The following is a 25,169-nucleotide window of genomic DNA, read 5'->3' as shown; positions in this document are numbered from 1 at the left end:
TGACAATGCCTGATCAGCGCGTGGTTTTATTTCGATACATCTGCGCCGAAGTACTTCTCGGAGATCTTCAGGTAGGTTCCGTCACTCTTCATAGCGGTGAGCGCTTCGTTCACCGCCTGCACCAGCTCGTCATTTCCCTTCAGGAAGACTGCGGCACTATGCGAGCCTTCGGCAATCTCATCGACCTTCTTGATCTTGATATCCGGCTTCTGCTTCTTCAGATCAAGGAAGGACAAGCCGTCATTGACGGTGGCGTCGATCCGGTCGGAGGTCAGCAGATCAATCGCCTGATTGAAGCCCTCGGTAGAGACGATCTCGGCACCGTTGTCCGTGGCAATTTTGCCGAGGTTGCTGGTGAGGGACTGGCCGGCTTTTTTACCCTTCAGATCGGCGAAGGTCTTGATATCCTGATTATCCTCCGGCACGATCAGCACCGCCTTGGACACAATATACGGATCGGAGAAATCATATTTCACTTTGCGCTCATCGGTGATGGAGACTTCATTGAAGATCACATCGAAGCGCTTCGCATCCATCCCGGCAAAAATTCCGTCCCACTGTGTCTCAATGAACTCCGGCTTCACACCCAGACGCTTGGTCACTTCTTCGGCAATCTCGACATCGAAGCCCGTCAGCTTGCCGTCCGCATCATGGAAGGTGAACGGTGCGTAGGTTCCTTCGGTTCCGATGCGCAGCTTGCCGCTGGCTTTGACGGCCTCCAGACTGTTCTGCTCCCCGGAAGCTGCCCCTTCTGTAGCCGCTGCCGTGGGTTCAGTACCCGTATTGCCTCCCGTTGCTGTATTGCCCGTATTGTTGTTTCCGCAAGCCGCAGCCGTGACCATGGTCAGGAGCAGCACAATAGTTAGACTAAGTTTTTTCATTCGATGAATCCCCTCTCGTATCTTCTCTTTAGGTTCCGTAATTACCGGCAAAATGAATCGTAACACCGGGGTGTGACCTGCGTCAATACCTTTTTCCGATTATATTCATCGGATTTGTAATATATTAATTTTCCATAGGTTAGCTTGCCCCAAATTCTGCTGCAGCATCAGGATTCTGAGGAGATTTCCCAAGTATAAACAGGCAAAAACAGCGATCCTCCGATAAATGGAGAATCGCTGTTCTGTTAATGCTATAATCCCTGCTTCCTCAAACTATCCGTGCATGATTTCCGGCGCCGCCTTGTCCTTGGAACGCTCAGTTCCCGAATGACGGCCCCGGCGCAGCAGCAGTCCCAGCACCGCACCGCCAAGCGCGACAAACATCATAATGTGGAACGTGTCCGCGAAGCCCTGCGACAATACGGTTTGCTTGGCCAGCAGCAGCGCTTCCTGTGAAGCGCCAGCGGTACTCTTCCCGGCAGCGGCAGCGGCCTCCTGCATCTCGACCCCGCGCGCCGTTGTTCTGGCAGTCAGAATCGTAACCAGTGTCGAGACGGCCAGCGAGGTAATAACCTGCTGCATGGAGTTAGTCAGCGAGGTGACCCGGTTCACCAGCTGGCTTGGCGCCTTGTTGAGCAGATGCGTGTTCATCGGCATCATCATCATGCCCATTCCGGCCCCGCACATGATCAGCGGAAGAATCAGGTCACGGCTCTCCGTAGTTAGATCTACATGGGAATACTGGAATAACGCGCCGGAGACCAGACTGAGACCGCAGACCACGAGCCAGCGGACGCCGATCCGGTCGAACAGTATCCCGGCAACCGGCATCATCAGTCCGGAAGCGATGGCTTGCGGCAGCAGCGTCAGACCGGTATCGAATGCGCCGAAGCCGCGGGCCTGCTGCAGAAATTGCGGGAGCAGGAATAACGCGCCGTATAAGCCGAACTGGGCAATCCACTGGACAATGATTCCTGTCGTGAAATCAACGGATTTCAGAATCCGCAGCTCCAGCAGCGGTGTCTTGGAGCGCAGTTCTGCGATGACAAAAGCGATCAGAGCCACAGCGCCCAGCAGCAGCCCGATCAGCGTCTTCTCAGAGGTCCAGCTCTGCGCACCCTGGCTGACCCCGTAAGTGAGCGAAGCAAACGCCAGCGGTCCAAGGACCATACCGAGCTTATCCATGCCGGGCACACTGTTCTTCGCCGCATTCGGCAGCTTACGCAGGCCGATCAGCACACAGATGATGCCAATCGGGATATTGATCAGGAAGATCCAACGCCAGGAATGGTACTCAACCAGCCAGCCCGACAATACCGGACCAATGGCCGGAGCAAACAGAACAGGAATGCCCATAATCCCCATGACTACGCCAACCTTACTTTTGGGAGCCAGTCTGTACACATAGGCCATTCCGACAGGAAGCACACAACCGCCGCCCAGTCCCTGAATGACCCGGAACACAATCAGCCATTCGGCGCTGCTTGGCGTAGCGCACAGAATCGAGCCTATCGTAAACACAATTACCGCCGTCAGGAAGACCGTCTTGGCCCCGAACCGGTCCGACAGCCAGCCTGACAGTGGGATAACGGAAGCCTGAGCCAGCATATATCCGGTAACTACCCACTGCAGCGTGTGCAGGTCCGTCTTGAAATCCACCACCAGTCTGGACAACGCCACATTCATCGCCGTACTGTCCAGCACAACCATAAATACACCGGCAATAATGGCCAGCAGCGGAACCAGAATGCTGGACAGCCGGAAATCCGCTTCCTGCTTCAAGGTCTGATCCATCTCTCTTCTCCTCCTGAGCTGTCCGCGTGCTACATTGACCTGCGGGCAGATTGTTCTATATAATGAGTGAACGGACAACTGTCCGTAAGTGCAATTCATAGTCTACGGACAATTGTCCGTTGTGTCAATTCTTTTATTTGTTTTTCTGTAAACCGCTGATTTATTTCTGAAAGGGGCCCTCATGAACAAGCCAAAAACCGATGCTGCACAGCTCCCCCCGGCAGCTCCGCAAGCTATAGAATCCGTTCCGTCCGAGTCCGCCGATCCTTATGTACAGCGAATTCTTGAAGCTGCCCGCCAGTTGTTCACCGAGAGCGGACTTGAGGCGGTCAGCATGTACAGCATTGCCAAGCGGGCAGGCATAGGGCAAGGCTCGCTGTACCGCCGCTTCACGGACAAGGGCGAGATCTGTTCTGCGCTGCTGAAGGGCAGTGCGGACCAATTCCTGTCCGGGCTGGAGCAGCAGGTGGCTGCGGGTGCCGGTGAAGCCCCGGCCCTCGCGCAGCTGCAGCGCAGCATTGAGCAGATTGCCGATTTCATTGAGCAATATGCCGAGCTGCTGAATATGATCAAGGCCGAGTTCACCGGCAAGAAGCAGCTCACGCAGTTTGAGCATCCTTTTTTTCAGCGGCTGGGGGTGATCATGACGGAGCTGCTGCAGCGCGCTGCGGCGGGCGGAGAGATCATTGATATCGATCCGGGCTTCGCGGCCACGGCCTTAATCTCTGTCCTCAGCCCCGATCTGTACCTGTATGAACAGAAGCGGAACGACGCCTCCAAGCTGGACATCTCCCGCGGCATTGTTGCCCTGTTCGTGACCGGTCTCTCCAGGCGCTGACCCTCCGCTTCTTTACAAGAGGGAAATTTGTGGTATATTAATTAGCAATTACGAATTCAATAGACCTGTTATTTCACTAGGGGAGTCGGCCGACTGAGACGGAGCTTAAGCTCCGGACCCTTTGAACCTGATCTGGATCATACCAGCGGAGGGAAGTGGAGCTGAATGTACCCGTGATTCTCGCGTCATCACCGCAGCTGAGCGTACCTTCCGCCCCATTCATTTCCTCCGGGAATGAATGGGGCTTTTTGACGTTTGTACAGCGTTTAATCAACATCCGGGGGAGGTTTCGTACACAGCAATGATCAACATTAGCAATCTATCCTACGCCTTCGGGTCCGGTCCGTCCCGGACATCCGTGTTCTCAGGGCTGTCCATGCAGGTACGCCGGGGCGAATTCGTCTCTGTCGTGGGCGGCAGCGGGTGCGGCAAAAGCACCCTGTTCAAAATCATCGTCGGCCTGCTGGAGCCCGGCAGCGGCAGCCTTACGCTGAACGGAACAGCATCGGCAACAGCAGCGGAAAGGCTGGGCACCGTGGCCTATATGCCGCAGCAGGATCTCCTGCTGCCTTGGCGGACCGTATTGGGCAATTGTCTATTGCCCTGGGAACTGAAGCGCAGCCGTCCCTGGGCGGCGGCCGTTGACGAGATCCGCACTATGCTGCACCGCTTCGGCCTTGCCGGAACCGAAGAGGCTTATCCGCAGGAGCTGTCCGGCGGGATGCGCCAGCGCGTGGCGGTCCTCCGCACCGTGGCGGCAGGGAATGAGCTGCTGCTGCTCGATGAGCCGTTCGGGGCGCTCGATGCCATTACCAAGCGCTCGCTTCAGCGCTGGCTGCTGGAGCTGTGGACGGAGCTCGACAAGACGGTACTGTTCATCACCCATGACCTGGAGGAGGCGCTGCTGCTCAGTGACAGGATCTACCTGATGACTGGCAGCGGCGGCCAAGGCGGCAGCAGCATGCAGGAATTCACTGCCAATCTCCCCCGTCCGCGCCATCAGAGTCTGAACTATGAACCGCAGTTCGCTGCCCTGCGCCAGGAATTGGAGTTGATGTTATATGAGAACCGGCTCTCCTAGAAGGCTGCTCCAGCATTACGGTCCGGCTGCCCTGCTCGCCGTGTTGACGCTGTCGGTCTGGGAGACCGTAGCCCGGCTGGGCCTGGTTCCTCCCTTCATCCTTCCGGCTCCGTCTGCGGTGTGGATGGCATTGATGGAAGATCAACATCTAATGTTCGGGGTACATCTGCCCGCCACACTGCTTGAAGTACTCACAGGCTTCGTATTGTCCGTTATCTGCGGCAGCCTGCTGGGAACAGCCATGCACCTGTTCAGTCCGCTGGCCAAGGCGCTGTACCCGCTGCTGATTATCAGCCAGACGATTCCGTTAATTGCACTCTCCCCACTGTTTATTATGTGGTTCGGCTATACCTTATGGAGTAAGGTTGCCGTTGTCTTCCTGACCGCGTTCTTCCCGGTGGTCATCGGCGCTTATGACGGGTTGTCCAAGAACACGGATGCCTACCGGGAGCTGCTGCTGACGTATGGCGCGAACCGCTGGCAGATTCTCGGGAAGGTGGGCGTTCCGCTGGCTCTGCCCTCTTTTTTCTCCGGACTGAAGCTGTCGGCTGTGTACTGTGTCATCGGTGCAACCATCGGAGAATGGCTTGGGGGCAGCCAGGGGCTGGGCTATTTCAGCCGCAGAATGGCAGGGAATCTGCAGAGTGCCAAGATGTTCGCCGCTGTTGTCTTGTTATCCGTGCTCGGTATCCTGCTGTTCCTGGCGGTCGCCGTGCTGGAGAAGATTATTCTGAAGAAAAGAGGACGTTATTCATGACTACTACCCGCTATCCGCGTTATTTTCCTAATGGAAAATCAAGGCCTGCCAAGCTGCTGCTAACCGCTCTGCTGCTCTGTATGCTGCCTGTCCTGGCGGCATGCGCCAATACGAACAGTCCGGCGGCCTCCGGCTCCCTTGCGGGTACACCCGCAACCTCTGAGGCAGGGACTGAGGGTGCCGCCCACAAGCTGACGATTATGCTCGACTGGTATCCCAATGCTGTCCACTCCTTTTTATATGCGGCACAGGCTGAAGGTTATTTTGCAGAGGAGGGTCTGGAGGTTGAGATTCAGATGCCGGCCGATACCAATGATGCGCTGAAGCTAGTTGCGGCGGGGAAGGTAGATCTCGCACTCAGCTATCAGCCGCAGGTGCTGATGGCACGGGGTGAGCAGATTCCAGTCAAGTCGATCGCCGCTCTGGTGCGCCACCCGCTGAATCATCTCATGGTAGCCGCAGACAGCGGCATCACCCGCCCTGGAGAGTTGTCCGGCAAGCAAGCCGGATATTCCTCCGTTCCGTTATATGAGGCCATGCTGAATACGATGGTTGAAAATGACGGCGGTGATCCCTCCTCACTCAAGCTGATTGATGTCGGCTATGAGCTGATTCCCGCGCTCTCCACGGGACGGGTGGATGGAATTATGGGCGGGTTCATCAACCATGAGCAGCTGATTCTGGAGCAGGAGGGCCATCCGGTCCGCTCCTTCAATCCCGTGGATTACGGGGTTCCAGATTATTATGAGCTGGTGCTGGCGGCCAGTGAGCAGGGACTGCAGGATGCACAGGGCTATTATCATAAATTCGTGAATGCGATCCGAAAAGGCCAGAAGTATGTAGCGGATCACCCGGATGAAGCGCTGAAGCTGCTGCTTGCGCATCAGGAGGCTACCGCTCCGCTGGATGAAGCCATCGAGCGGCGGAGCCTTGCGATTCTGCTCCCGCTGATGGATGCCGGTTCCCAGCCCTTCGGCTACCAGGACAGCGATTCGTGGGAGAAGGTAAACCAGTGGCTGAGCGGGAACGGGCTGCTGGCCGGAGCAGTGGATGTTAAGAATGCTTTTATTAATTTCTAAAATGGTGCGGCCGAAAGTCCAAATGTTCAGCGCAGCGACGACCATGCTTCGCGTTCTAATACTAAGTTCGTCTTATTAACCCCTCATCACCATTACATCTTTCAGGAGGAATTCAAATGTCTTATCTGTCCAAAGTCCGCCAGGCGAACCCGCTGGTGCATAATATCACGAATATCGTAGTCGCTAATTTCACTGCGAACGGGCTGCTGGCTCTGGGAGCCTCGCCGTTCATGGCTGATGCCATTGAAGAAGTAGCGAATGTCGCCGCCATGTCCGGGGCGGTTGTGCTGAACATCGGCACATTGAATGAAGCCGCCATCGCTTCCATGCTCCAGGCCGGGAAGGCGGCGAACCGCCACCATGTGCCGCTCGTGCTTGACCCCGTTGGAGCAGGGGCTACCGCCTACCGCACTGACGTTACGGCGGGGCTGCTCAGTGAGCTTCAGCTTACCGCGCTGCGCGGCAATGTGGCCGAGGTTGCCAATGTGGCCGGGGTGAGCTGGGCCAGCAAGGGCGTGGATGCCGGGGCAGGTGAAGGCGATGTAGTTGCGCTGGCGAATAAGGCGGCACGGAAGCTGAACTGTGTCGTGATCATCACCGGCAAGGAGGACATCATTACTGACGGCAAGCGTACGTATATCGCCAGTAACGGCCACCCTATCCTGACCCGGGTGACCGGAACCGGCTGCCTGCTCAGTGCGGTGGTCGGCGCATTTCTTGCAGTTAGCGGAGGGGAAGCCCTGGAGGCTGCTGCCGAGGCCCTCTCCTTCTACGGCGTGGCAGCAGAGCTTGCGGCCGAAGCGGCTGAAGCCCAGGGTCCCGGCAGCTTCCAGATCGAGTTCCTGAATCAATTATCGCTGGTGACCCCGGACCAATACAGCAGCCGTTCACGGCTGAAGCTGCTCGAAGCCTAAACCGTACACCCCCAAAGGAGAGAATACGATGACTAGCATACGTAAAGCGTTGACCATTGCCGGTTCTGACAGCGGCGGCGGGGCTGGCATTCAGGCGGATTTGAAGACTTTTCAGGAGCTGGGAGTGTACGGCATGTCAGCACTTACAGCACTCACCGCACAGAATACACTAGGCGTACAAGGCGTCTATCCGGTGGAGCCGGAGACCGTTGCCGCACAGCTCGATTCGATCGGCAGTGATCTTCCGCCGGATGCCGTTAAGACGGGGATGCTGTTCAGCAGTGAGATTATCCGCGTGGTTGCCAGTAAAGTTCAGCAATACCGCTGGCAGCAGCGGCTGGTGATCGATCCTGTAATGGTCGCCAAGGGCGGCTCACAGCTGCTGCTGCAGGAGGCTGTGCAGGCGCTGATTACAAGCCTGCTTCCACTCTCGCTTGCCATTACACCCAATCTTCCTGAAGCAGAGATGCTGACCGGTATGAAGATTCACGGGCGGGAAGACCGGGAGAAGGCGGCAAGGCTGCTTCATCAGATGGGACCCGAATATATTATCTTGAAGGGCGGACATGACTTGTCAGGGGATGAGGCGGTCGATCTGCTCTATGACGGACGGGAATTCCAGTATATGTCCAGCCCGCGGATTATAACTAAGCATACCCATGGGACCGGCTGCACCTTCTCCGCTGCGGTAACGGCAGGGCTTGCCCTCGGCCGCTCCATGCCTGAAGCGGTGCATACTGCCAAGGCCTTCATTCAAGCAGCGATTGAGGATAGTCTGAATATCGGGTCCGGGCAGGGGCCGACGAATCATTTTGCTTACGGGAGCCGGATGAGATCAAGGGGGATAACGCTATGACACGGATACACAGTGAGGATATGCGCAGACTGCTGAAGCTGTACTTCATTATGGGCAGTGTGAACTGCCGCCAATCTCCGGAGGACACTCTAACCGCTGCCGCCGCCGGGGGGATCACTCTCTTCCAGTTCCGGGAAAAAGGTCCCTCTGCGCTCAAGGGTGCCGCGCTGTTAGAGCTGGCCCAGCAGCTCCGGCAGATATGCCGGGCCTATAACCTACCGTTCATCGTGAATGATGATCTGGAACTTGCCGCAGCGCTGGATGCCGACGGCATACATGTCGGCCAGGATGACCTCCCTGCCCGGCTGATCCGGGAACAACTCGGTGAGCATAAGATTATCGGAGTGTCCGCGCACAATCTGACAGAAGCCCGGCAGGCAATCACGGACGGCGCCGATTATCTCGGAGTCGGTCCCGTCTACCCTACTACATCCAAGGATGATGCCCAGGCTGTGCGGGGGACTACGGTCATTGAAGAGCTAAGACGAAGCGGCCTGAGTATTCCTGTGGTGGGAATCGGCGGCATCACCCTGGAGAACGCCTCACCAGTGATCCGGGCCGGTGCGGATGGACTCTCCATCATCTCGGCCATTGCCGGAGCTGATGATATACGCGAAACCGCGCGGAGGTTCGCGCAGCTCGTCACTGCTCCTTCACTTTAGACCAGGCACACTGCGGGTGGTACGATGTTGATGCTCAAGCCGCGCATAGGATGTACTTCACTTTTCCACCCGTCTCATTGTGGCGACATATAACATTAACCAGGGCGCACACACATTGTGTTCGGTTTTCCGATTACATTTGGCTTACGCTCCCCCCTCTGTCCCCGCGTAATCTGCCCATAAGAATAGTAGAATAGAAGTGTCCGTCTGCCAGCCGCTTGTCTCTGCGCAAGACACCTTCGGCCTCGAAACCAAGGCTCTCATAGAGCCGGATGGCTTTGTCATTCCGCTCCAGGACCTTCAAGCTCAGCTTCTCCAAGCTTATGGCATCCGCCCAGCTGATAGATTGCTCCAGCAAGCTCCGGCCGATTCCGAATCCCCAGTACTCCTGCAGCACTCCGACCCCGAATTCAGCCTGATGAGCCAGCCTGCGGAGCAGGCTTCCTTCACATCTGGCAAAGCCCGCCAGCCTATCCTCAACCTCGGCCACCAGGAACAGGTTCGTGCTGCTGGCTGTATCTGCCGCTATAAGCGAGCGGAATCCCTCCGGGTCGATGAACCCTTCCCCCTGGACGCGGTCTAAATTCTCCGTCTCCCCGTCTACCTTCAGCCTCAGTGCAGACAGCTGCCCGGCATCCTGCGGCACGGCGGATCTCACCGTGTAACGGAGCCCTTTATTCTCATATCCCTGAGCATCTATAATCATTCTCTCACTCCTTCTCTGCTCCGCCGGCATCCATTCATTCCGGTTGACTCCAGCTTACCCAGTTTAGCATTTACATCCGGAAAATCCAGGCGTATAATGCCCATGACAGAACCGGTACCGGATTTTTTTTACATATATAGTGTTCTACCAATTCAAGCAAAGCTGGTGATCCCTATTGTCGAGAGGCTTCAGAGCCATAGGACCCGGAGGATTCGGGCATGGCAAATTAAAGTTCGATGAGGAGGGGGCGAAGCCGAATATATCCAGAGCACTGCTGCTTCGTATCCTTAACTATTTCCTGCCCTACTGGAAGCAGACGCTGCTGGTGATGACCGTGTTGTGTATATCCGCAGTGCTGGGGCTGCTCCCTCCTATCCTGATTCAGCAGATCATTGACCGGGCACTCCCGGAGAAAAATCTGCAGCTGCTCACCCTGCTCGTTGCCGCCTCGCTGGCTACAACAGTTGTGTCTGGACTGCTGGGCGTGCTGCAGAATTATTTGAACTCTTTTATCTCCCAGCAGATTGTCCATGATATGAAAAACCAGATGTACCGCCATCTGCAGGGCATGCCGCTGCAGTTCTATTCGGGCGTCAAGCAAGGCGAGGTGATCACCCGGATGACCAGCGACATTGCCGGGATTCAAGGGGTGTTCAACAGCACCATCGTCAATTGTGCCAGCAATCTGTTCATTCTGGTCTCCACAGCGGTCACTCTGTTCATCATGAACTGGAAGCTGGCGCTGCTCGGTATTCTGGTCGTTCCCCTGTTCATCGTACCCACCCGCAAAATGGGCAATGTGCGCTGGAAGCTGGCCAAAGAGACCCAGGAAAAGATCTCGGAGCAGAATCAGATTATTGAGGAGACGCTCAGCCTCAGCGGATATATGCTCATGAAGCTGTTCACCAGAGAGGACACCGCACTGACCAGCTTCCGAACCGTAAACGCTCAGGCAACACGGCTGCAGATCCGCGAATCCATGGCCGGCCGCTGGTTCATGCTGGTCCTCACCACCTTCACCAGTATCGGGCCGATGCTGATTTATCTGTACGGGGGTTATTTATTCATCCAGGGAGAGCTGAGCATCGGAGCGATTATCACTTTTGTCGCCCTGCTGGGCAGATTATATAGTCCTGTTTTGCAGATGACCAATCTCTACGTGGATGTGAACCGTTCAGTGGCGCTGTTTGAGCGGATTTTTGACTATTTCGATATGGACCCGCTGATTGTAGATGCTCCGCTGGCTCGGCCCAGCCGCGTTGAGGGGGAGGACATTGTCTTCGAGCAGGTGAATTTCGCCTACCAACCGGACAAGCCCGCTTTGCAGGGAATCTCCTTCACGGCAGCCGCCGGATCACTGACCGCCCTGGTAGGACCCAGCGGAGCAGGCAAAACCACCATTACGAACCTGATTCCACGGCTCTATGAGCTTGATTCGGGCGTTATCCGTATCGGCGGCAAGGACATCCGCGAGTTCACACTGCATTCGCTTCGCTCGCAGATCGGCCTCGTCACCCAGGACACCTACCTGTTCAACGGGACGATCCGCGAGAATCTGTTATATGCTAACGCTAAAGCTACGGATGCCGAGCTGACAGCCGCCTGCGAAGCCGCCTATATTCATGATTTCATTATGAAGCTTCCTGAGGGCTATAGCACGGTTGTCGGTAACCGGGGCATTAAGCTGTCCGGCGGTGAGAAGCAGCGGATATCCATCGCGCGCGTGCTGCTCAAGAATCCGCCCGTCATCATTATGGATGAAGCCACCTCATCGCTGGACACGGTATCGGAATATTATATCCAGCAAGCCATGCATGAACTGCTGCAGGGCAAGACCAGCATTGTTATCGCCCACCGTCTCTCCACGATCATGGCAGCCGACAACATTTTGGTTGTTCAGGACGGCAGAATTGTAGAGTCGGGGCCGCATACTTCCCTGCTGGCAGAGGATGGGGTATACCAGGATCTGTACAACAAGCAGTTTCAGCGGGAACGTTCATAGGCCAATAGGCACGAAGCCTTAATGAGAAAGGGATTCCCGGAGCAGCATCACCTGCCCCGGGAATCCCTTCTATGGTTGTTCGAGATCAGTCTGGTTTCGCAGTCCGCAGCGGCTTCAGCTTGTCCATCCAGCCGCTGATTTGTTCAGCGGTCTCCGTGCTCCGCAGCAGCTTCTGGTATTCGTCTACATAACCGCCGTCACCGGCACGCTGCCCGGCCCACTCATGGAACTCTTCGAACCGCGTCAGCGCAACACCGCGCTTGCCGAGAATCAGGTAGGCATTCAGCAGCTGCTCTAACGTCTGCTCGGACGGATTATTTTTATACTCCTGCTCACTGGACTGAAGCTGCTCGTCCGCATACTGCTTGGTAAGTAGCTTATCGGGCACATAATTCATCCCTTCCAGCTGATAGATGCCCATTAACGCCGGACCCAGAGGGGATTGACCCGGATAGGGGCTGGCCAGCAGATCCTCGCTTCCGTCCTGATCCACATCCTCATACTTCACGCTGAACAGATCATTAACGGTTACCTGAATTACGCCGTCAATCTCCTCGACCACAATAGAGGCGTACTGGGGACGATTGTCCATCAGACTGAACAAGAAGGTATTCCGGTTGTTCTGCACAACCGCCTCGGCCCAGAGCTGCTCCTCCTCATTCCAAATCTCGCCGCCTTCTATGGTAAGCCCGGCCTTTTTGCTGTCAAAGACCATCTTGCCCTCTTTCACAATGGCGAACTGTGTATAGTTGAATTCTCCCTTGTTCCAGTAATACACCTGAAAAATCTGCCCGTTCAACTGAACCGCATCCATATGTACGAATCCCGAGTACTCATCCGATATCTCCGGGGACACTTCAGCGAGCGCTGCGGCAGCCGCGTCCTCCTCCGGATGTCCTCCAGGTACTGCTGAGAGATCTGCTGCCTGGGATGCGGCTGGCGCTGCGGACGGACCCGCTGATCCGCCATCCCCGGTGCTTGAGCACCCCGCTATGATTGCTAATGCTATCAATAAGCTTATAATCCGCATGTGATCCTCCTAAATGTAGTGTTGTAGTGAGTTCCGGCTAACCATCCAGTCTTGCATGGAGCTCCGCCAGCTCTTCCTCGCTCAGCCGCCTCCACTCTCCGCGCGGCAGGCCGCTGAGCGTGATATGCATAATCCGTATCCGCTCCAGGCGGAGCACCCGGTAGCCCAGCGCCTTGCACATCCGGCGGATCTGCAGATTCAGCCCCTGAGTCAGGATGATCATGAACTCGTTGTCCGAGATCCGCCGCGTGTGGCACGGCTTGGTCCGGGTCTCCAGAATATCTACACCCGCAGACATCTCCGCCAAAAAATGTCCGGTGACCGGCTTGTCCACCGTCACCCTGTACTCCTTCTCATGACTATGCTCGGCGCGCATCATCCGGTTGACAATCGACCCGTCATTCGTCAGGAGAATCAGCCCTTCCGAGTGCTTATCCAGTCTGCCGACGGCAAAGATCCGGGTAGGGTAATCGATGTAATCCACAATATTCCCTTCCACATGCCGGGCGGCTGTACAGGTAATCCCTACCGGCTTATTCAGCGCCAGATATACACGTTCCTCCTGGTCTGGTATCACAGTCATTCCGTCTACAGCCACCGTATCTCCAGGCTCCACACTTGTTCCAGGCGCACAGACCTTCCCGTTAACCGTGATCCTTCCAGCGGCAATCAGCCGGTTCGTCTCTCTGCGAGGATAGAGGCCGGTCTCACTGATATATTTGTTAATTCTCATGAAGTACCCGCTTTCAGGTCCTACATATGAAAGAACACCTGATTCACATACCCATCAGATGTTGCCTCCAACCTATAACCCTTATATTTAGTAATCCTCAAGGGGCATCTTGCCCGCTTATTTAGCGCCTCCGGCTTTGTTGCTGCTGCCGCCTTTAACCGGCTTGGCTCCATTGGTACCTTGGCTTCCGGGAGGGCCGCTTCTGGCCGGCTTCACGGGTTTTGCCGTCTTGTTCCAGCGGGTCCAGCCCTTGCTGCCTGTTCCTCTGCCTGTACCGCCGCCTTTACTTTTTGCCACAATATCACTCCGTCAATATTCAGTTTTCGTCAACCATTACTCTATCTTACCATTATTTCGGCCGGATTGTCAGGTCCAACTGCAAACAGCCTGCGCGGAGAGCATCCGGCAGGCTGCATGACGGGAATCTATAAGGGCCTGGAGTTACTTATTTGGGCTGAATATATCCTTCGGCCTTAAGCAATTCGGCGATCAGTACCGCACCGCCGGCGGCGCCTCTTACCGTGTTGTGGGACAGGCTGACGAATTTGTAATCGTACAGTGAGTCTTCGCGCAGACGTCCGGCGGAGATGCCCATGCCGTTCTCAATGTCACGGTCCAGACGGGTCTGCGGACGGTTCTCTTCCTCAAAATACGTGATGAACTGCTTCGGAGCGCTCGGCAGACCGAGCTGCTGCGGACGCCCCTGGAAGCTGTTCCAGCGTTCCAGAATCTCTTCGCGGGAAGGCTTCTGCTCAAAGGAGGCAAAGACAGCCGCCATATGACCGTCAGCGACAGGTACACGAATGCACTGTGTAGTGATTACCGGCTGCTCGCTTGGAACGATGCCTTCACTGGTTACCTTACCCCAGATCCGCAGCGGCTCTTGCTCGCTCTTCTCTTCTTCCCCGCCAATGAAAGGAATCACGTTATCCACCATATCCGGCCAGTCAGTGAAGGTCTTGCCTGCACCCGAAATCGCCTGATAAGTCGTGACAACCACCTTGGAAGGCTTGAAATCATGTAGCGCATTCAGGGTAGGCATATAGCTCTGAATGGAACAGTTCGGTTTCACGGCGATGAAGCCGGTCTCGGTCCCCAGACGCTTGCGCTGCTGGGCAATGACCTCCAGATGCTCCGGGTTGATCTCGGGAATCACCATCGGAACATCCGGTGTCCAGCGGTGCGCCGAGTTGTTGGAGATCACCGGCGTTCCGGTCCGCGCATAAGCCTCTTCCAGCGCCTTGATCTCTTCCTTTTTCATATCTACAGCGCAGAAGATCAGATCCACATCCGCAGCCACTTCCTCCACCTTGGAGGCGTCTTGAACCATAATGCCCTTGACGGCTTCGGGCATAGGGGTGGACAGCTTCCATCTTCCTTGAACAGACTCCTCATAGGACTTGCCGGCCGAATTCGCGCTTGCCGCAATCGCCGTTACCTGAAACCATGGATGATTCTCCAGAAGTGCAATGAAACGCTGGCCGACCATACCGGTGCCGCCAACAATACCCGCTCTGAGCTTCCTCGACATAGAAATTCATTTCCTTTCAAGCTGCACCTAGCAAAAGGCGCTTTTTAATAACCGATTATAAAGGATAGCGGCATGTTACACAATATGTGATTGTAAAGTAAGTGTTTCCTCTTCATTATAAATTATCGAGTCATCCCCAGCCGTTTGGCCAATTCACCCAGCTCCTGGCCCTTCAGCGCCCCTTCCACCAGGACAGGCAGCAAGGCCGGAGTACAGGCGAAGCAAGGGGTTCCGTCACGGGCGAGCTGGGAGGCCAGCCGTTCATCATAGGAGGGTTTGCCTTCATCGGACAGTGCCAGCAGCGTCATAGTCCGCACCCCGGATTCCCGCAGCTCGCGCATCCGCCGGACCAGCCCGGCCTGATTGCCGTTCTCATACAGGTCCGATACGATGATGAACAGCGTCTTCTTCGGCTCCTCGATGAACTGCTCGCAATATTTGACCGACTTATGGATATCCGTGCCACCCCCGAGCTGGATGCCGAAGAGCATATCCACAGGATCATTCGCACATTGCTCCGTCAAGTCTACCACTTCGGTGTCAAAAGCAACGACACGCGTGTTCAGCGCCGGAATGCTGGCGAAGATCGAACCGATCACCGAAGCCCAGATCACAGAGCTGGCCATCGAACCGCTCTGGTCAATATCCACGATGACCGTCCATTCCTTGCTGCGGCGGGCACGGTCGAAGTAGAAGAAGCGCTCGGGGATAATCATCCGCCGCTCTGCATCGTAGTGCTTCAGATTGCGCTCGATCGTCCGTTTCCAGTCCAGTCCGCTGAGCGAAGGCAGCGGGGAATGCTGCCGCTTGTTAAGTGCTCCGGTCACTGCACGGCGGATATCGGTCTCCAGCAGCTTGACCAGCTCATCCACGAGCGCCTGGACCAGCATTCTTGCCGTTTCCTTGGTTTTCTCCGGGATTTTGCCCTTAAGTGCCAGCAGCGTACCGACCAGCTGAATATCCGGCTTCACCGCCGCCAGCAACTCCGGCTCGAAGAGCAGCTGCTTCCAGCCCTTACGCTCCATCGCATCGGTCTGAATAACCGAGACCACATCCTCCGGGAAGAAATTCCGCACATCGCCGAGCCATTTGGACAGGTTAATCGCAGCATGTCCCGAGCCTGCACCTCTGCCCTTCGGTCCGGCGGCGGTATTCCCGTTCGACTGGCCCGAGCCTGTCTCATTATAGATAGCCGCCAGCGCCGCATCCATAATCAGCTCTTCTTCGCTCAGCGTCCGGCCGCTGCCTTGGCCGTAACCGGGCAAGGCCTCTTCCGCTTCCTGCCCCAGAATCAACCGCCAGCGTGTAAGGGCGCCGTTCTGGTTATCATCCTTCAGTTCTTCCTTCAGCTCTTCATCACTCATCTACAGATCCCCGAAGTCAAAATCATTCAGATCATCCAGCATTTTGGCTTCCTCCTCCTTCAGTTCTCCTGTCAGAATCTCGGCGGCCTGCTCTGTGTTCACGCCCCACAGCTCACCCAGCAGCTCGGCGATCATCGTCTTCTCACGCGGGGAGAAGGTACTGAACGCCCGGCGCAGGAAGACCAGGGCACGCTTGAATTCCTCATCCTCCAAGGCGTTGATGTAGTCATTCAGCTGCTCCCACAGGCTCATCCGCGACAGCAGTCCATAGCGGTTACGCATGGACAGGCCTTCGAACCAGCCTGCTCCGAGGTCCGCCGGTATCCCTGGAGACAAGCGGCGCGACACCTCCGCCGCAACCTCCCCGGCAGGGATCGCTCCACGCTCCATCAGGATCGCACAGGCGAAGCCCGACAGCCTCGGGTTACGGTCATCCCGCTGCGCCAGCTGCAGCAGCTCCTGGAGCCACAGCGCGGTATCTGCAATCTCGCTATGCTCCAGCGAGATGTTGTTGAGATCATTCATTGCGCCGATCATCAGCGCCGCCGCTTCATCATTGCATCCGCTGGCATCCAGCAGGAACAGGCAGCCCCGGCGGAACAGCTCCTCCAGCAGCGGTACGAACGGGGCCGTGTCCACCTTGCGGATATCGCCATATCCGATGATCTTGGCCAGCTCCCTGGCAGCCGTGGCAATCGAGACGACATCGCGGCTGTCCACGGCAAGGCGTTGCAGCACGCGGCTGCTCTCCTCCATCTGCGTGGTCATGGCACATTCGCAGGCCGTGACGATCAGCGCCGATGCCTCAGCGATGGAACCGCATTCCAGCAGTTTCTCGCGCAGCACGTAGGCTGCCGCCACCTCAATGGTCTCCCCGAGCAGGGTAGACTCCACCACCTCAATCTCCACCTCCGGCGCCCACTGGAGTACCCAGTGCTCCGCCCAGGTCGCCCCGGACTGGCCGCTTGGCACATTCCGGGCGAAGTGGATGCCGAGCAGCTCCAGCCGATGGAACAGTACGGAGCGGTGCAGATCTAGATAAGCCGCTTCACTGCTTGACACCCGGCGGTTCTCCCGCAGATCCAGTGCCAGGTCGCTGGCTACGGTCGATCTGTACTTCTCCAGCTTGTAGCGCTTCAGCAGCCGGTTCAGGTCATCCTGAATCGGTGTCTGGCTGACACCGTCGGCCAGACTCCCGATATTCGTGCCGACATCGACCCGGGCCAGCGAATCGGCAATGACGCCGAGATCCCCGTGGCCGAGCAGGGTCTGCGCTGCATCGCGCAGATCGCGCAGCGTAGGTGCGCTTCCGCCGTGCAGCGCGGCCAGCGACTCCGCCAGCCGAACCGCTTCAATGACTTCGGCGGTAGAGCGGTGTGTCCCTGCTCTGCGCACCAATCGGGCTACAGAGGACAGGTAGAGATGGGGCAGCTCCTCAGAGCGGCCGGAAGCCATCAGCTCCCACATCATCTCGAAGTAGTGCGGAGCCGCATTGCCCGCACCGTATCCCGACATGGTGGAGAGCTTATAATAGGAATACGGCATCAGCGTCAGCTTGGTGGAGCGTGAGGGCAGCGATGCCAGCTCCGCATCGCTCATCCCATCCGAGGGATCAGCCAGCGCAGCGGCGTGATAAGCCCCGCAGATGACGACGATCTTCTCCGGCTGGTGCCCTTCATCAATCTTGAGCTGAATCCGCCGCCGCATATAAGACTCGCGTAATGCGTTATATGCGTATTCCCGCGGCTGCTCTGCGCGCTCCTTGGACTCCGACAGCTCCCGCATCTGGGCAGAGAAGGACAGTATAGCTGCGCGGTAAGCGCCGCTGCTGGCGTTATGCTCGTAATTACGCTCCCAGTACATATCATAGTCATGCTCACCGGCAAGCCGGGCAATGCGGCTGTATACCGACTCCGGCTCGCGGGTCTCCTCTTCCGCCGGCTCACCCTGCTCCTCTGCCACCGGCTTAAGCTCCGGGCGGCTGCCGGCATCCTGCCGTAATGCATCCTGTAGCCCTAGAGTTACGGAGGAAGGGAGGTCGATGAACTCCGCCTCTGCTCCATGCTCCTGCGCCCATTTCATCCCCTGATATTCGGGGGAATAGACAGCGAACGGCCAGAGTACCGTCCGGACGGGCAGATCCTCGGTGAAGGCCAGAATCGCCACCGGAGGCTTCGTTACCGCATGGGTTAAATGACGGATCTCTCCGCTTGCATCACTTGGCCCCTCAATCAGCACGGCGGTCGGCTGCAGCTCGTTCAGGTATTCCAGGACATGCTTCGCACCGCCCGGAGACAGATGCCGCACCCCAAAGACATGAACGCCGGCAACCGCTGCCCTGCTCACTCGTTCATCTCCTTGCAGGCTTGATAGAGTCCGCGCCAGTCCGCTCCTTTTTTCTTCATTACATTATCCAGATACTCCTTCCAGACCAGCTTATCCTTGTCGTCATCCTTGACGATAGCCCCTTGGAGTCCCGCTGCCAGATCCTCATCGGTCAGTTCTCCGCTGCCGAAGCTGGCTGCCAGAGCCATGCTGTTCGTCAGCAGAGAGATGGCCTCTGCCGTAGAGATTACACCGGCTGGAGTCTTGACCTTCTCCTTCTTGTCGAGGGTCATACCGCTGCGCAGCTCGCGGAAGATGGTGACCACCTTCAACAGCGCTTCATCCGCCGGAACGGCAGCCTGCAGCTCATAGGAAGAGGCAATCTCGCCGACCCGCTTCTTCACAATGGACAGTTCCGTCTCAAGGTCAGACGGCGCAGGCAGCACAATGATATTAAAGCGCCGCTTCAGGGCAGCGGACATCTCATTGACGCCGCGGTCCCGCGTATTGGCGGTGGCAATAATGGAGAATCCTTTGCGGGCACTGGTCTCCTTGCCCAGCTCCGGCACAGAGATCGTCTTCTCCGACAGAATCGAGATCAGCGCATCCTGTACCTCGGAGGCACAGCGGGAGATTTCTTCGAACCGGGCAATGCCGCCGTCCTCCATCGCCCGCATAATCGGGCTCTTGACCAGCGCCTCCGGCGTTGGGCCGTTCGCCAGGAGCATGGCATAGTTCCAGGAATAGCGCACATGCTCTTCGCTTGTTCCCGCCGTCCCCTGCACAACCATGCCTGAGTTGCCGTAGATCGCCGCCGCCAGATTCTCGGACAGCCAGGATTTCGCTGTGCCCGGCTCGCCGATCAGAAGCAGTGCCCGGTCAGTGACCAGCGTGGCAACCGCCATCTCGATCAGCCGGGTGTTCCCCATATATTTCGGGGTAATCACGGTCTTGCCCGCCTTGCCGCCAGTAATGAACGTGAGGACTGAGCGCGGGGACATCTGCCAGCCGGCAGGAATACGTCCGGTGTCCTCCTTGCGCAGAGCTTCCAGCTCCTCACGGTACAGAATTTCAGCCGGCAGACGCATGTATTCCTGAAGCTGATCTTGTTCTGTTGACATGTACACCTCTCCTTGCAACTGTTTTGTGAAAAGCTAAAGTTAAGAATGTATGGCTTCGAGGAACAGGGTAGCTGTTATAAGGGTCAGGTATTCTTGGCACTCCGCAGGCTGTCCAGCACATATTCCAGCTGCTGCTTGCATTCATATCTATAGTTGGGAATAACCGCTTCCACACGGCTTGCATAGCTGGCAGGGAAGCGCTCCATCATTTTAAATATATACAATTCGAAGGTATACGGGTTATGAGGACTCTTAGTCTCCAGGGCACTCATCAACAGTTCCAGACGCTCCGGCTCCGGCATCCCGGCCCTTTCCAGTCCCTTGAAGATGTTGGGAATGAAATCACTGGCACGGCGTTTGGACAGGTCCTGCAGCTTATCAACCAGAAAGTTCCGCACGCCCTTGTGACCCGGCCGGGCAAAGGCACTGGCCAGATTCACAGCATTGTGCTGGATGAACCAGTCCAGCCAGCGGGGGTCCCAAGCTGCGGCAATCTCCTGAGCCGGAAGCATCTCCCTGCTGTAAGGCTGTCTGATTCCCGCTGCATCCCACTCTACTTCATAATTCCTCCGGCGGATATCCACAACCTGATCCTCAATAGTATTAATCAGCAGCTGGGAGCGCTGAGCCGCATCCTTGGCCTCTTTACCCACAAGCGCTTTGAGTTTATCCAAGAAGGTTCCGCCGGCGAACTGGTCGAACAGCTCCTTCGGACTCATAGACTGCTGGGCGGCATGGAAATAATGCGGCAGGAAACGCACGCTCCGCTTCTCCAGCTCCGCAAGCTCTGCCAGAGCAGCACCGTCAGGAGTTTTCTCTTTATACAAGGCTGCATGGTCCAAAAGCGGAATCCAGCCCAGTGACGAGAACCGGGGATACTCTTGAAGGATATAGCTGTAGATTTCATCCAGCTGCGGACTCCGTACCCGGCGAAGAGCGGTAAGGAAGGGAAGAAGCTCACTCCATATCTTGTCTGTCAGCTTCACGCCGTCATTTTTCTGCGGGGCTGCCTGCAGCTCTTCCATGAATAATGCCGCCAGACGGGCACTCACCTCTGCGGAATGCCCGTCCGCCAGCACTCTGCCCAGAATCTCGCGGTCCTTCTTCTGGATGAATGCCTCAACCAGGCGTTCCCCTCCCTGTAACGTACCGCCTGCCGCCAGCGCCGCATAGGCCGCTTCGCGGATGGCTTTCTTCTTGTCCGTGGACCACTCCAGCAGGTTGGGCGTGAATTGTTCATAACCGCCCAGGCATTTGATGGCTGCAGCGCGGATCTCCTCGCTTCCATTCTCGGCAGCGTGGAAGATCTTATCCAGGAATTCGTCTGCACCGACCTTCCAGATTACCTCCAGCTTGCGGACCTCACTTCTTCCCCCTGACAGATTAAGACTCTCCAGCAGGTGGCTAGCAATGACCGGCCCGTAGGACGGGAGAATATGATTCATCGCATATTCCGCCAGCTCCGCATACGGGTCGTTCAGCGCAGAGACCGCCAGCGGCAGCAATCGCAGGTCCTGGAAGATCCCATCCTTATACGCATCCACTACAATCTCATATCTGCCGCTTCCGGTAGTGGTGAGTGCTTCCAGCACAGGTGCAAGCTTCCGGTAAGGCTGCTTCGTATGCAGGGTGAAACTCCGTACCGGCAAGGGTCCGGGAGTTCCATCCACGGCTGTCGTCCCCTGGGTGTACAGTACGGACTCCAGCAGCAGGGTATGCTCCTGCAATTGAATACCCGGGGCCGCTCCGTCAGGGCTGCCGGGTTCAAGCAGCGCGGAGATTCCCTCGCCGAGCTTCTTGAAGACCGGTGACCGTTCGCCAAGCTGCTGAAATTGCGGCAGCAGCCGCTTCAGGCGGAAATCTCCTGCCGCCAGCTCGCTCCCGGCAATATACAGTCTTCTGAACTCCTGATGCAGCTCCTGTAATAACGCTGTGCTCATGGATTGTCCTCCCATATAAATATATTTATATTAGTGCTGTTTAATATAGGCTAAGTACTCTAGTACAGCAGGCGAACCATCTCTTCATCCTTAATGACTGTTAGCGGCTGTGCGCGCAGACGTCCCTGATCCAGGTCATGCTCGAACATAACCAGAACCGCACAGTCCTCCCGGGCTCCAGCCGGAAGGAACGGCAGCAGCTCCACCGTGCCCTGCGGAATGGACGGAAGATCCTCCAACAGCAGCCTTGTGCCTTCCCCGTCAATCATGACATACTGGCCGTTCTCTGTAACGCCCAGAGAGGCCGCATGCAGCAGCAGGACCGGCTGCTTGTCGCTCAGCGGGTTCTTGATCTGGTTCTTCACCTTCTTGAAGACTTCAGCATAAGATCGGTGAGCCTTGGCGGCAGCCCGCTCCAGATCAGCGCCTTGCACCGGTCTTGAAGACATGGACTCGTACCTGATCCGGGCATTCATGTCCCCAGGATAGGTATACAGCTGAGGAACCACGGCAATGTCGAAGAAGCTGTCTTCCTCGCGCATCAGCTTCGCCGCCTTGTAAGGGCGGTAGTTCAAGGTCCGGCGGATCTCCCCGCCTTCCGCCGAGAGGTCCAGCCACAAGCCAAGGTCTACGAACTCCTGGCGGGCTGCATCGTTGTAGCTGTAGAAGGCTATCTGCAGCAGCTCCGCCCCCTCCTTCACCAGCCCGTATTCCTTCAGTTCACTAAGCTGCCAGGCATGGCCCAGCCATTCATCAATGGTGGATTCGTGATCCAGCGCCAGCTCCGGGTCCTCGCTGCGGGCCTGGAGATACGCGCGGCCCTTCTTGATAAATGCGTGTAGCCGTGTCAGCTGCTCCACCGCATATGTATAGTTCTGTTCCTGATCCTTGCCGCTGAACATCAGATTCGCGAAGCGGCGCAGCTCAATCTGCGCACCGGACAGATAATAGTTCCCAAGCTGCTTCACATGCCCCTGAACCGTCTTGGCCGCAGACTTGTCAATGGTGGACAGGCCGCTGCGTACGAAGGAGAGCACCAGCTTCTCCAGCAGATCGAGCCCTTCGAGCTGAGCGTTGATTTTTTTCTTCAGGGCCGATTTGTTAACCTTCTTTGGCTTGGGTTCTACCCCTTCAGCCGCCTGCTTCACCTTGTTCTCTTCCCGTTTCTCCGCCTTCTCGCGCTTCGAGGCGATGTCTTCAGGAACCGGAGCAGGCGTGAACGTCTGGCCTTCGGTATAGGCATACAGCAGACCTAGTGCATGCTTGCAGGGGAATTGGCGGCTAGGGCAGCTACAGCGGAAGACCGGGCTGTCTGGTGTGATGAAGTCCACGGAACACTCATAGGGCGTTTTGCCGCTACCGGCACATTTTCCGAACAACAGCTCTCCGTTCTCCGACTGATGGAGCTCCACAAAGCTCTTTTTGCGGACCAGCCCCTGGCCGTTCTTGATGGCAGCAGCATTGGGTGCAAGTGAATCAACGTACGTGGATGTTAGCTCTGGCAAATTAGATTCCTCCCGGCTGAATTAGGATGTAAGCAGAATAGAGGTACGTGATAGATGTACGCGCCCATGGGGCTCAAGTATTCATTACCCACCTTTGTATGAAAAGATCACACAATAGGATCACATGTTTGCATTTATATTAGCAAATATTGGCGTCTGATCCAATAGAGTAACCGCTTTCATAGATAAAATGATCATTAGGTCCTAGATCCACGCCTCCACAAAGCTCTATAGCTAACAAAAAAACGGCCAGCCCTCCTAAAGAAAGCCGCCGTTCCGGTTCCGTGCGTGGATATTTATTTGAACCAGCCCTTTTCCTTGAAGCGTGTAATTGCCTCGATCCGGTTGCCCACATCCAGCTTGTCCAGAATGACCGAGATATAGTTGCGGACCGTTCCGGTGGTGATATAGAGCTGGCTGGCGATCTCCTTCGTATTCTTGCCGTCGGCAATCAGCCCCAGCACTTCCTTCTCCCGCTCGGTCAGCGGATTCGACTCCTTGCTGTAGGCCTCATCCATCAGCTCCGGCGCGTACATCCGTTTGCCGTCCATGACACTGCGGATCGACAGCGCCAGCTCCTCGCTCGGACTGTCCTTCAGCAGATAGGCATCGACTCCGGCCTTGACCGCACGCTCGAAATAACCCGCCCGGGCAAAAGTGGTCAGAATCATGATTTTGCAGCCAGCCCCCTTCAGGGCTTCCGCCGCTTCCAGGCCAGTCATGGCCGGCATTTCAATATCCATAATACAGATATCCGGCTGGAGCTGCTTCACGAGCTTCACAGCCTCTTCCCCGTTGCCTGCCTTGCCGACCACCCGCATGTCTTCCTCCAGGTCCAGCAGAGCCGACAGCGCTCCCAGCAGCATCCGCTGGTCTTCGGCTATCACGATTGATATCATTGCGCATTCACCTCCATGTCCGGCTGCTGAGCCGCATTCGGCACCTTGATGACCAGTGTCGTCCCTTCATCCTGGATGACCTCCATCGAACCGTTGACGAATTCAAGCCGTTCCCTCATTCCCTGGAGACCATGCCCCTTATGGTACAGCTTGGCTCCCTCAATCCCTCCGCCGTTATCCTTCACCTTAATGACCAGATCCGTGCGCGAGGATTCTATCTGAATCCGGCAGAGTGAGGCGCCGCTATGCTTCACCACATTGGTTACCGCCTCCTTCATGCACATGCTCAGCACATTCTCGGTAATCAGCGAGGTCTGGGTCAGATCGGGACTGCCCTCCAGCTCGTAGCTGATCCCGGCCGCCTGAAGGAGCTGGCGGACACGCACCAGTTCATCCTCCAGCCGGATGCCGCGCATCTGGGTAATCATCTCGCGGACTTCCTTCAACGCGCTGCGGGCCGTCATGCGGACATCGTTAATCTCGATCATGGCCTGAGCCGGATTCTTGGTGATCAGCTTCCCGGCCAGGTCGCTCTTCAGCCCGATCAGTGACAGACGCTGTCCCAGCGTATCATGCAAATCCCGGGAGATCCGCTGGCGCTCCTCCATAATGCCCAGCTCGGAGATCCGTTTGTTGGCATCCTCCAGCTGCTCCTCCAGCTTATCCTGATTGTTGCGGTTATAGGTCGTGATCGGAAGCAGTACCACAGCAATGATACTGACCAGCACGAACGGCAACTGCGAGAGGAAGACGGGGTTGCGCATAATCAGCTCGAAGTTAATCGCGACAATCGTCGTCAGCAGATGGATCGGATAGAGGGTGAAGAAGGCTGCTCTCTTCTGAATATTCCCGATAAAAAAGGCCAGAAACAGCGCAAAATACATATACCCGAACAGCAGCGTCATCGTAATCGAGACCACCATCTGCACACTGGTCCAGAAATAGACCACCCAGCCTTTGGACTTAAATGACAGCACATAGCAGCCAAAAAAGACCATAATCATCAGAATCCCGTACACCCAGCGGTCCGCCGAGGAGGAACGAAAGATGAAATAGAAGGGAAGAATGTAAAAAATAACCCACACATAAGGGCTCAATCCCGTGCTTTTATGGAAAATATGATGCCACTTCTGCATGTTAGCCATCCTTTT

22 protein-coding genes and 1 riboswitch are annotated in these 25,169 nt (G+C 56.5%); of the genes, 8 read left to right on the top strand and 14 right to left on the bottom strand.

Translation table 11 applies throughout. From position 1 onward, the window contains the following. Nucleotides 1-26 precede the first annotated feature (26 nt). Both MHH28_RS04115 and MHH28_RS04110 read right to left on the bottom strand, forming a co-directional pair. A complete protein-coding gene (locus tag MHH28_RS04115; protein ID WP_405112166.1) occupies nt 27-881 on the bottom strand; it encodes an amino acid ABC transporter substrate-binding protein in 855 nt (284 codons plus the stop codon). 273 nt (nt 882-1,154) lie between these two features. Then, a complete protein-coding gene (locus tag MHH28_RS04110) occupies nt 1,155-2,675 on the bottom strand; it encodes a DHA2 family efflux MFS transporter permease subunit (RefSeq protein ID WP_405112163.1) in 1,521 nt (506 codons plus the stop codon). Nucleotides 2,676-2,856: 181 nt separating this feature from the next. On the opposite strand from MHH28_RS04110, the gene MHH28_RS04105 reads away from it, so the two are divergent. The 7 genes from MHH28_RS04105 (at nt 2,857) to thiE (ending at nt 8,862) form a co-directional block, all read left to right on the top strand. Beyond that, a complete protein-coding gene (locus tag MHH28_RS04105; protein WP_405112160.1) occupies nt 2,857-3,513 on the top strand; it encodes a TetR/AcrR family transcriptional regulator in 657 nt (218 codons plus the stop codon). A 68-nt stretch (nt 3,514-3,581) separates the two neighbouring features. Next, a riboswitch (TPP riboswitch) is annotated at nt 3,582-3,684 on the top strand. A 130-nt stretch (nt 3,685-3,814) separates the two neighbouring features. After that, nucleotides 3,815-4,594 carry an ABC transporter ATP-binding protein gene (locus MHH28_RS04100; RefSeq protein ID WP_405112157.1) on the top strand — a complete coding sequence of 260 codons (780 nt, stop codon included), beginning with the start codon at nt 3,815-3,817 and terminating at the stop codon, nt 4,592-4,594. Beyond that, entirely contained in the window at nt 4,575-5,351 is a 777-nt protein-coding gene (locus tag MHH28_RS04095; protein ID WP_405112154.1) for an ABC transporter permease, read from the top strand. The genes MHH28_RS04100 and MHH28_RS04095 overlap by 20 nt, the downstream gene beginning before the upstream one ends. Beyond that, nucleotides 5,348-6,430, top strand: coding sequence for an ABC transporter substrate-binding protein (locus MHH28_RS04090; protein WP_405112152.1), 1,083 nt, complete (start codon nt 5,348-5,350; stop codon nt 6,428-6,430). The genes MHH28_RS04095 and MHH28_RS04090 overlap by 4 nt, the downstream gene beginning before the upstream one ends. Nucleotides 6,431-6,540: 110 nt before the next feature. Then, nucleotides 6,541-7,344: a hydroxyethylthiazole kinase gene (gene thiM / locus MHH28_RS04085; RefSeq protein WP_405116831.1), complete on the top strand. Its 804-nt coding sequence runs from the start codon at nt 6,541-6,543 to the stop codon at nt 7,342-7,344. Between the two features lie 28 nt (nt 7,345-7,372). After that, on the top strand, nt 7,373-8,200 hold the full coding sequence (gene thiD / locus MHH28_RS04080; protein ID WP_405112149.1) for a bifunctional hydroxymethylpyrimidine kinase/phosphomethylpyrimidine kinase: 828 nt from the start codon (nt 7,373-7,375) through the stop codon (nt 8,198-8,200). Further along, a complete protein-coding gene (gene thiE, locus MHH28_RS04075) occupies nt 8,197-8,862 on the top strand; it encodes a thiamine phosphate synthase (RefSeq protein WP_405112146.1) in 666 nt (221 codons plus the stop codon). The genes thiD and thiE overlap by 4 nt, the downstream gene beginning before the upstream one ends. 133 nt (nt 8,863-8,995) lie before the next feature. On the opposite strand, the gene MHH28_RS04070 is transcribed toward thiE, so the two are convergent. Next, the gene (locus MHH28_RS04070; RefSeq protein WP_405112144.1) at nt 8,996-9,568 is read right to left on the bottom strand and encodes a GNAT family N-acetyltransferase; all 573 of its coding nucleotides are present in this window, start codon (nt 9,566-9,568) and stop codon (nt 8,996-8,998) included. Nucleotides 9,569-9,743: 175 nt separating this feature from the next. On the opposite strand from MHH28_RS04070, the gene MHH28_RS04065 reads away from it, so the two are divergent. Next, the gene (locus tag MHH28_RS04065; RefSeq protein WP_405112141.1) at nt 9,744-11,570 is read left to right on the top strand and encodes an ABC transporter ATP-binding protein; all 1,827 of its coding nucleotides are present in this window, start codon (nt 9,744-9,746) and stop codon (nt 11,568-11,570) included. 85 nt (nt 11,571-11,655) lie between these two features. On the opposite strand, the gene MHH28_RS04060 is transcribed toward MHH28_RS04065, so the two are convergent. From MHH28_RS04060 to MHH28_RS04010, 11 genes are all read right to left on the bottom strand, one after another. Then, complete coding sequence (locus MHH28_RS04060) at nt 11,656-12,600, bottom strand: hypothetical protein (protein WP_405112138.1); 945 nt, start codon at nt 12,598-12,600, stop codon at nt 11,656-11,658. 37 nt (nt 12,601-12,637) lie between these two features. Beyond that, complete coding sequence (locus MHH28_RS04055; RefSeq protein ID WP_405112135.1) at nt 12,638-13,333, bottom strand: pseudouridine synthase; 696 nt, start codon at nt 13,331-13,333, stop codon at nt 12,638-12,640. Between the two features lie 117 nt (nt 13,334-13,450). Then, complete coding sequence (locus tag MHH28_RS04050; RefSeq protein ID WP_405116829.1) at nt 13,451-13,633, bottom strand: DUF3934 family protein; 183 nt, start codon at nt 13,631-13,633, stop codon at nt 13,451-13,453. Between the two features lie 145 nt (nt 13,634-13,778). Beyond that, nucleotides 13,779-14,864, bottom strand: coding sequence for an aspartate-semialdehyde dehydrogenase (gene asd, locus MHH28_RS04045; protein WP_405112132.1), 1,086 nt, complete (start codon nt 14,862-14,864; stop codon nt 13,779-13,781). 122 nt (nt 14,865-14,986) lie between these two features. After that, nucleotides 14,987-16,228, bottom strand: a complete 1,242-nt coding sequence (locus MHH28_RS04040; RefSeq protein WP_405112129.1) for a VWA domain-containing protein — start codon at nt 16,226-16,228, stop codon at nt 14,987-14,989. Further along, entirely contained in the window at nt 16,229-18,574 is a 2,346-nt protein-coding gene (locus tag MHH28_RS04035) for a DUF5682 family protein (protein WP_405112126.1), read from the bottom strand. Continuing rightward, nucleotides 18,571-19,674 (bottom strand): AAA family ATPase, encoded by a 1,104-nt coding sequence (locus MHH28_RS04030; protein ID WP_405112124.1) that lies wholly within the window; start codon nt 19,672-19,674, stop codon nt 18,571-18,573. The genes MHH28_RS04035 and MHH28_RS04030 overlap by 4 nt, the downstream gene beginning before the upstream one ends. Before the next feature lie 83 nt (nt 19,675-19,757). Continuing rightward, the gene (locus tag MHH28_RS04025) at nt 19,758-21,614 is read right to left on the bottom strand and encodes a HEAT repeat domain-containing protein (RefSeq protein ID WP_405112121.1); all 1,857 of its coding nucleotides are present in this window, start codon (nt 21,612-21,614) and stop codon (nt 19,758-19,760) included. Between the two features lie 59 nt (nt 21,615-21,673). Beyond that, nucleotides 21,674-23,119, bottom strand: a complete 1,446-nt coding sequence (locus tag MHH28_RS04020; RefSeq protein WP_405112118.1) for an SWIM zinc finger family protein — start codon at nt 23,117-23,119, stop codon at nt 21,674-21,676. 296 nt (nt 23,120-23,415) lie between these two features. Continuing rightward, a complete protein-coding gene (locus MHH28_RS04015) occupies nt 23,416-24,018 on the bottom strand; it encodes a response regulator (protein ID WP_405112115.1) in 603 nt (200 codons plus the stop codon). Then, on the bottom strand, nt 24,015-25,154 hold the full coding sequence (locus MHH28_RS04010; protein WP_405112112.1) for a sensor histidine kinase: 1,140 nt from the start codon (nt 25,152-25,154) through the stop codon (nt 24,015-24,017). The genes MHH28_RS04015 and MHH28_RS04010 overlap by 4 nt, the downstream gene beginning before the upstream one ends. Nucleotides 25,155-25,169: the final 15 nt, after the last annotated feature.

Origin of the sequence: Paenibacillus sp. FSL K6-1217, from assembly GCF_045040735.1 — a bacterium.
GTDB lineage: Bacteria > Bacillota > Bacilli > Paenibacillales > Paenibacillaceae > Paenibacillus_AQ.
Note: the sequence above shows the minus strand (reverse complement) of the source record. Positions and strands in the feature narration are given on the sequence as shown.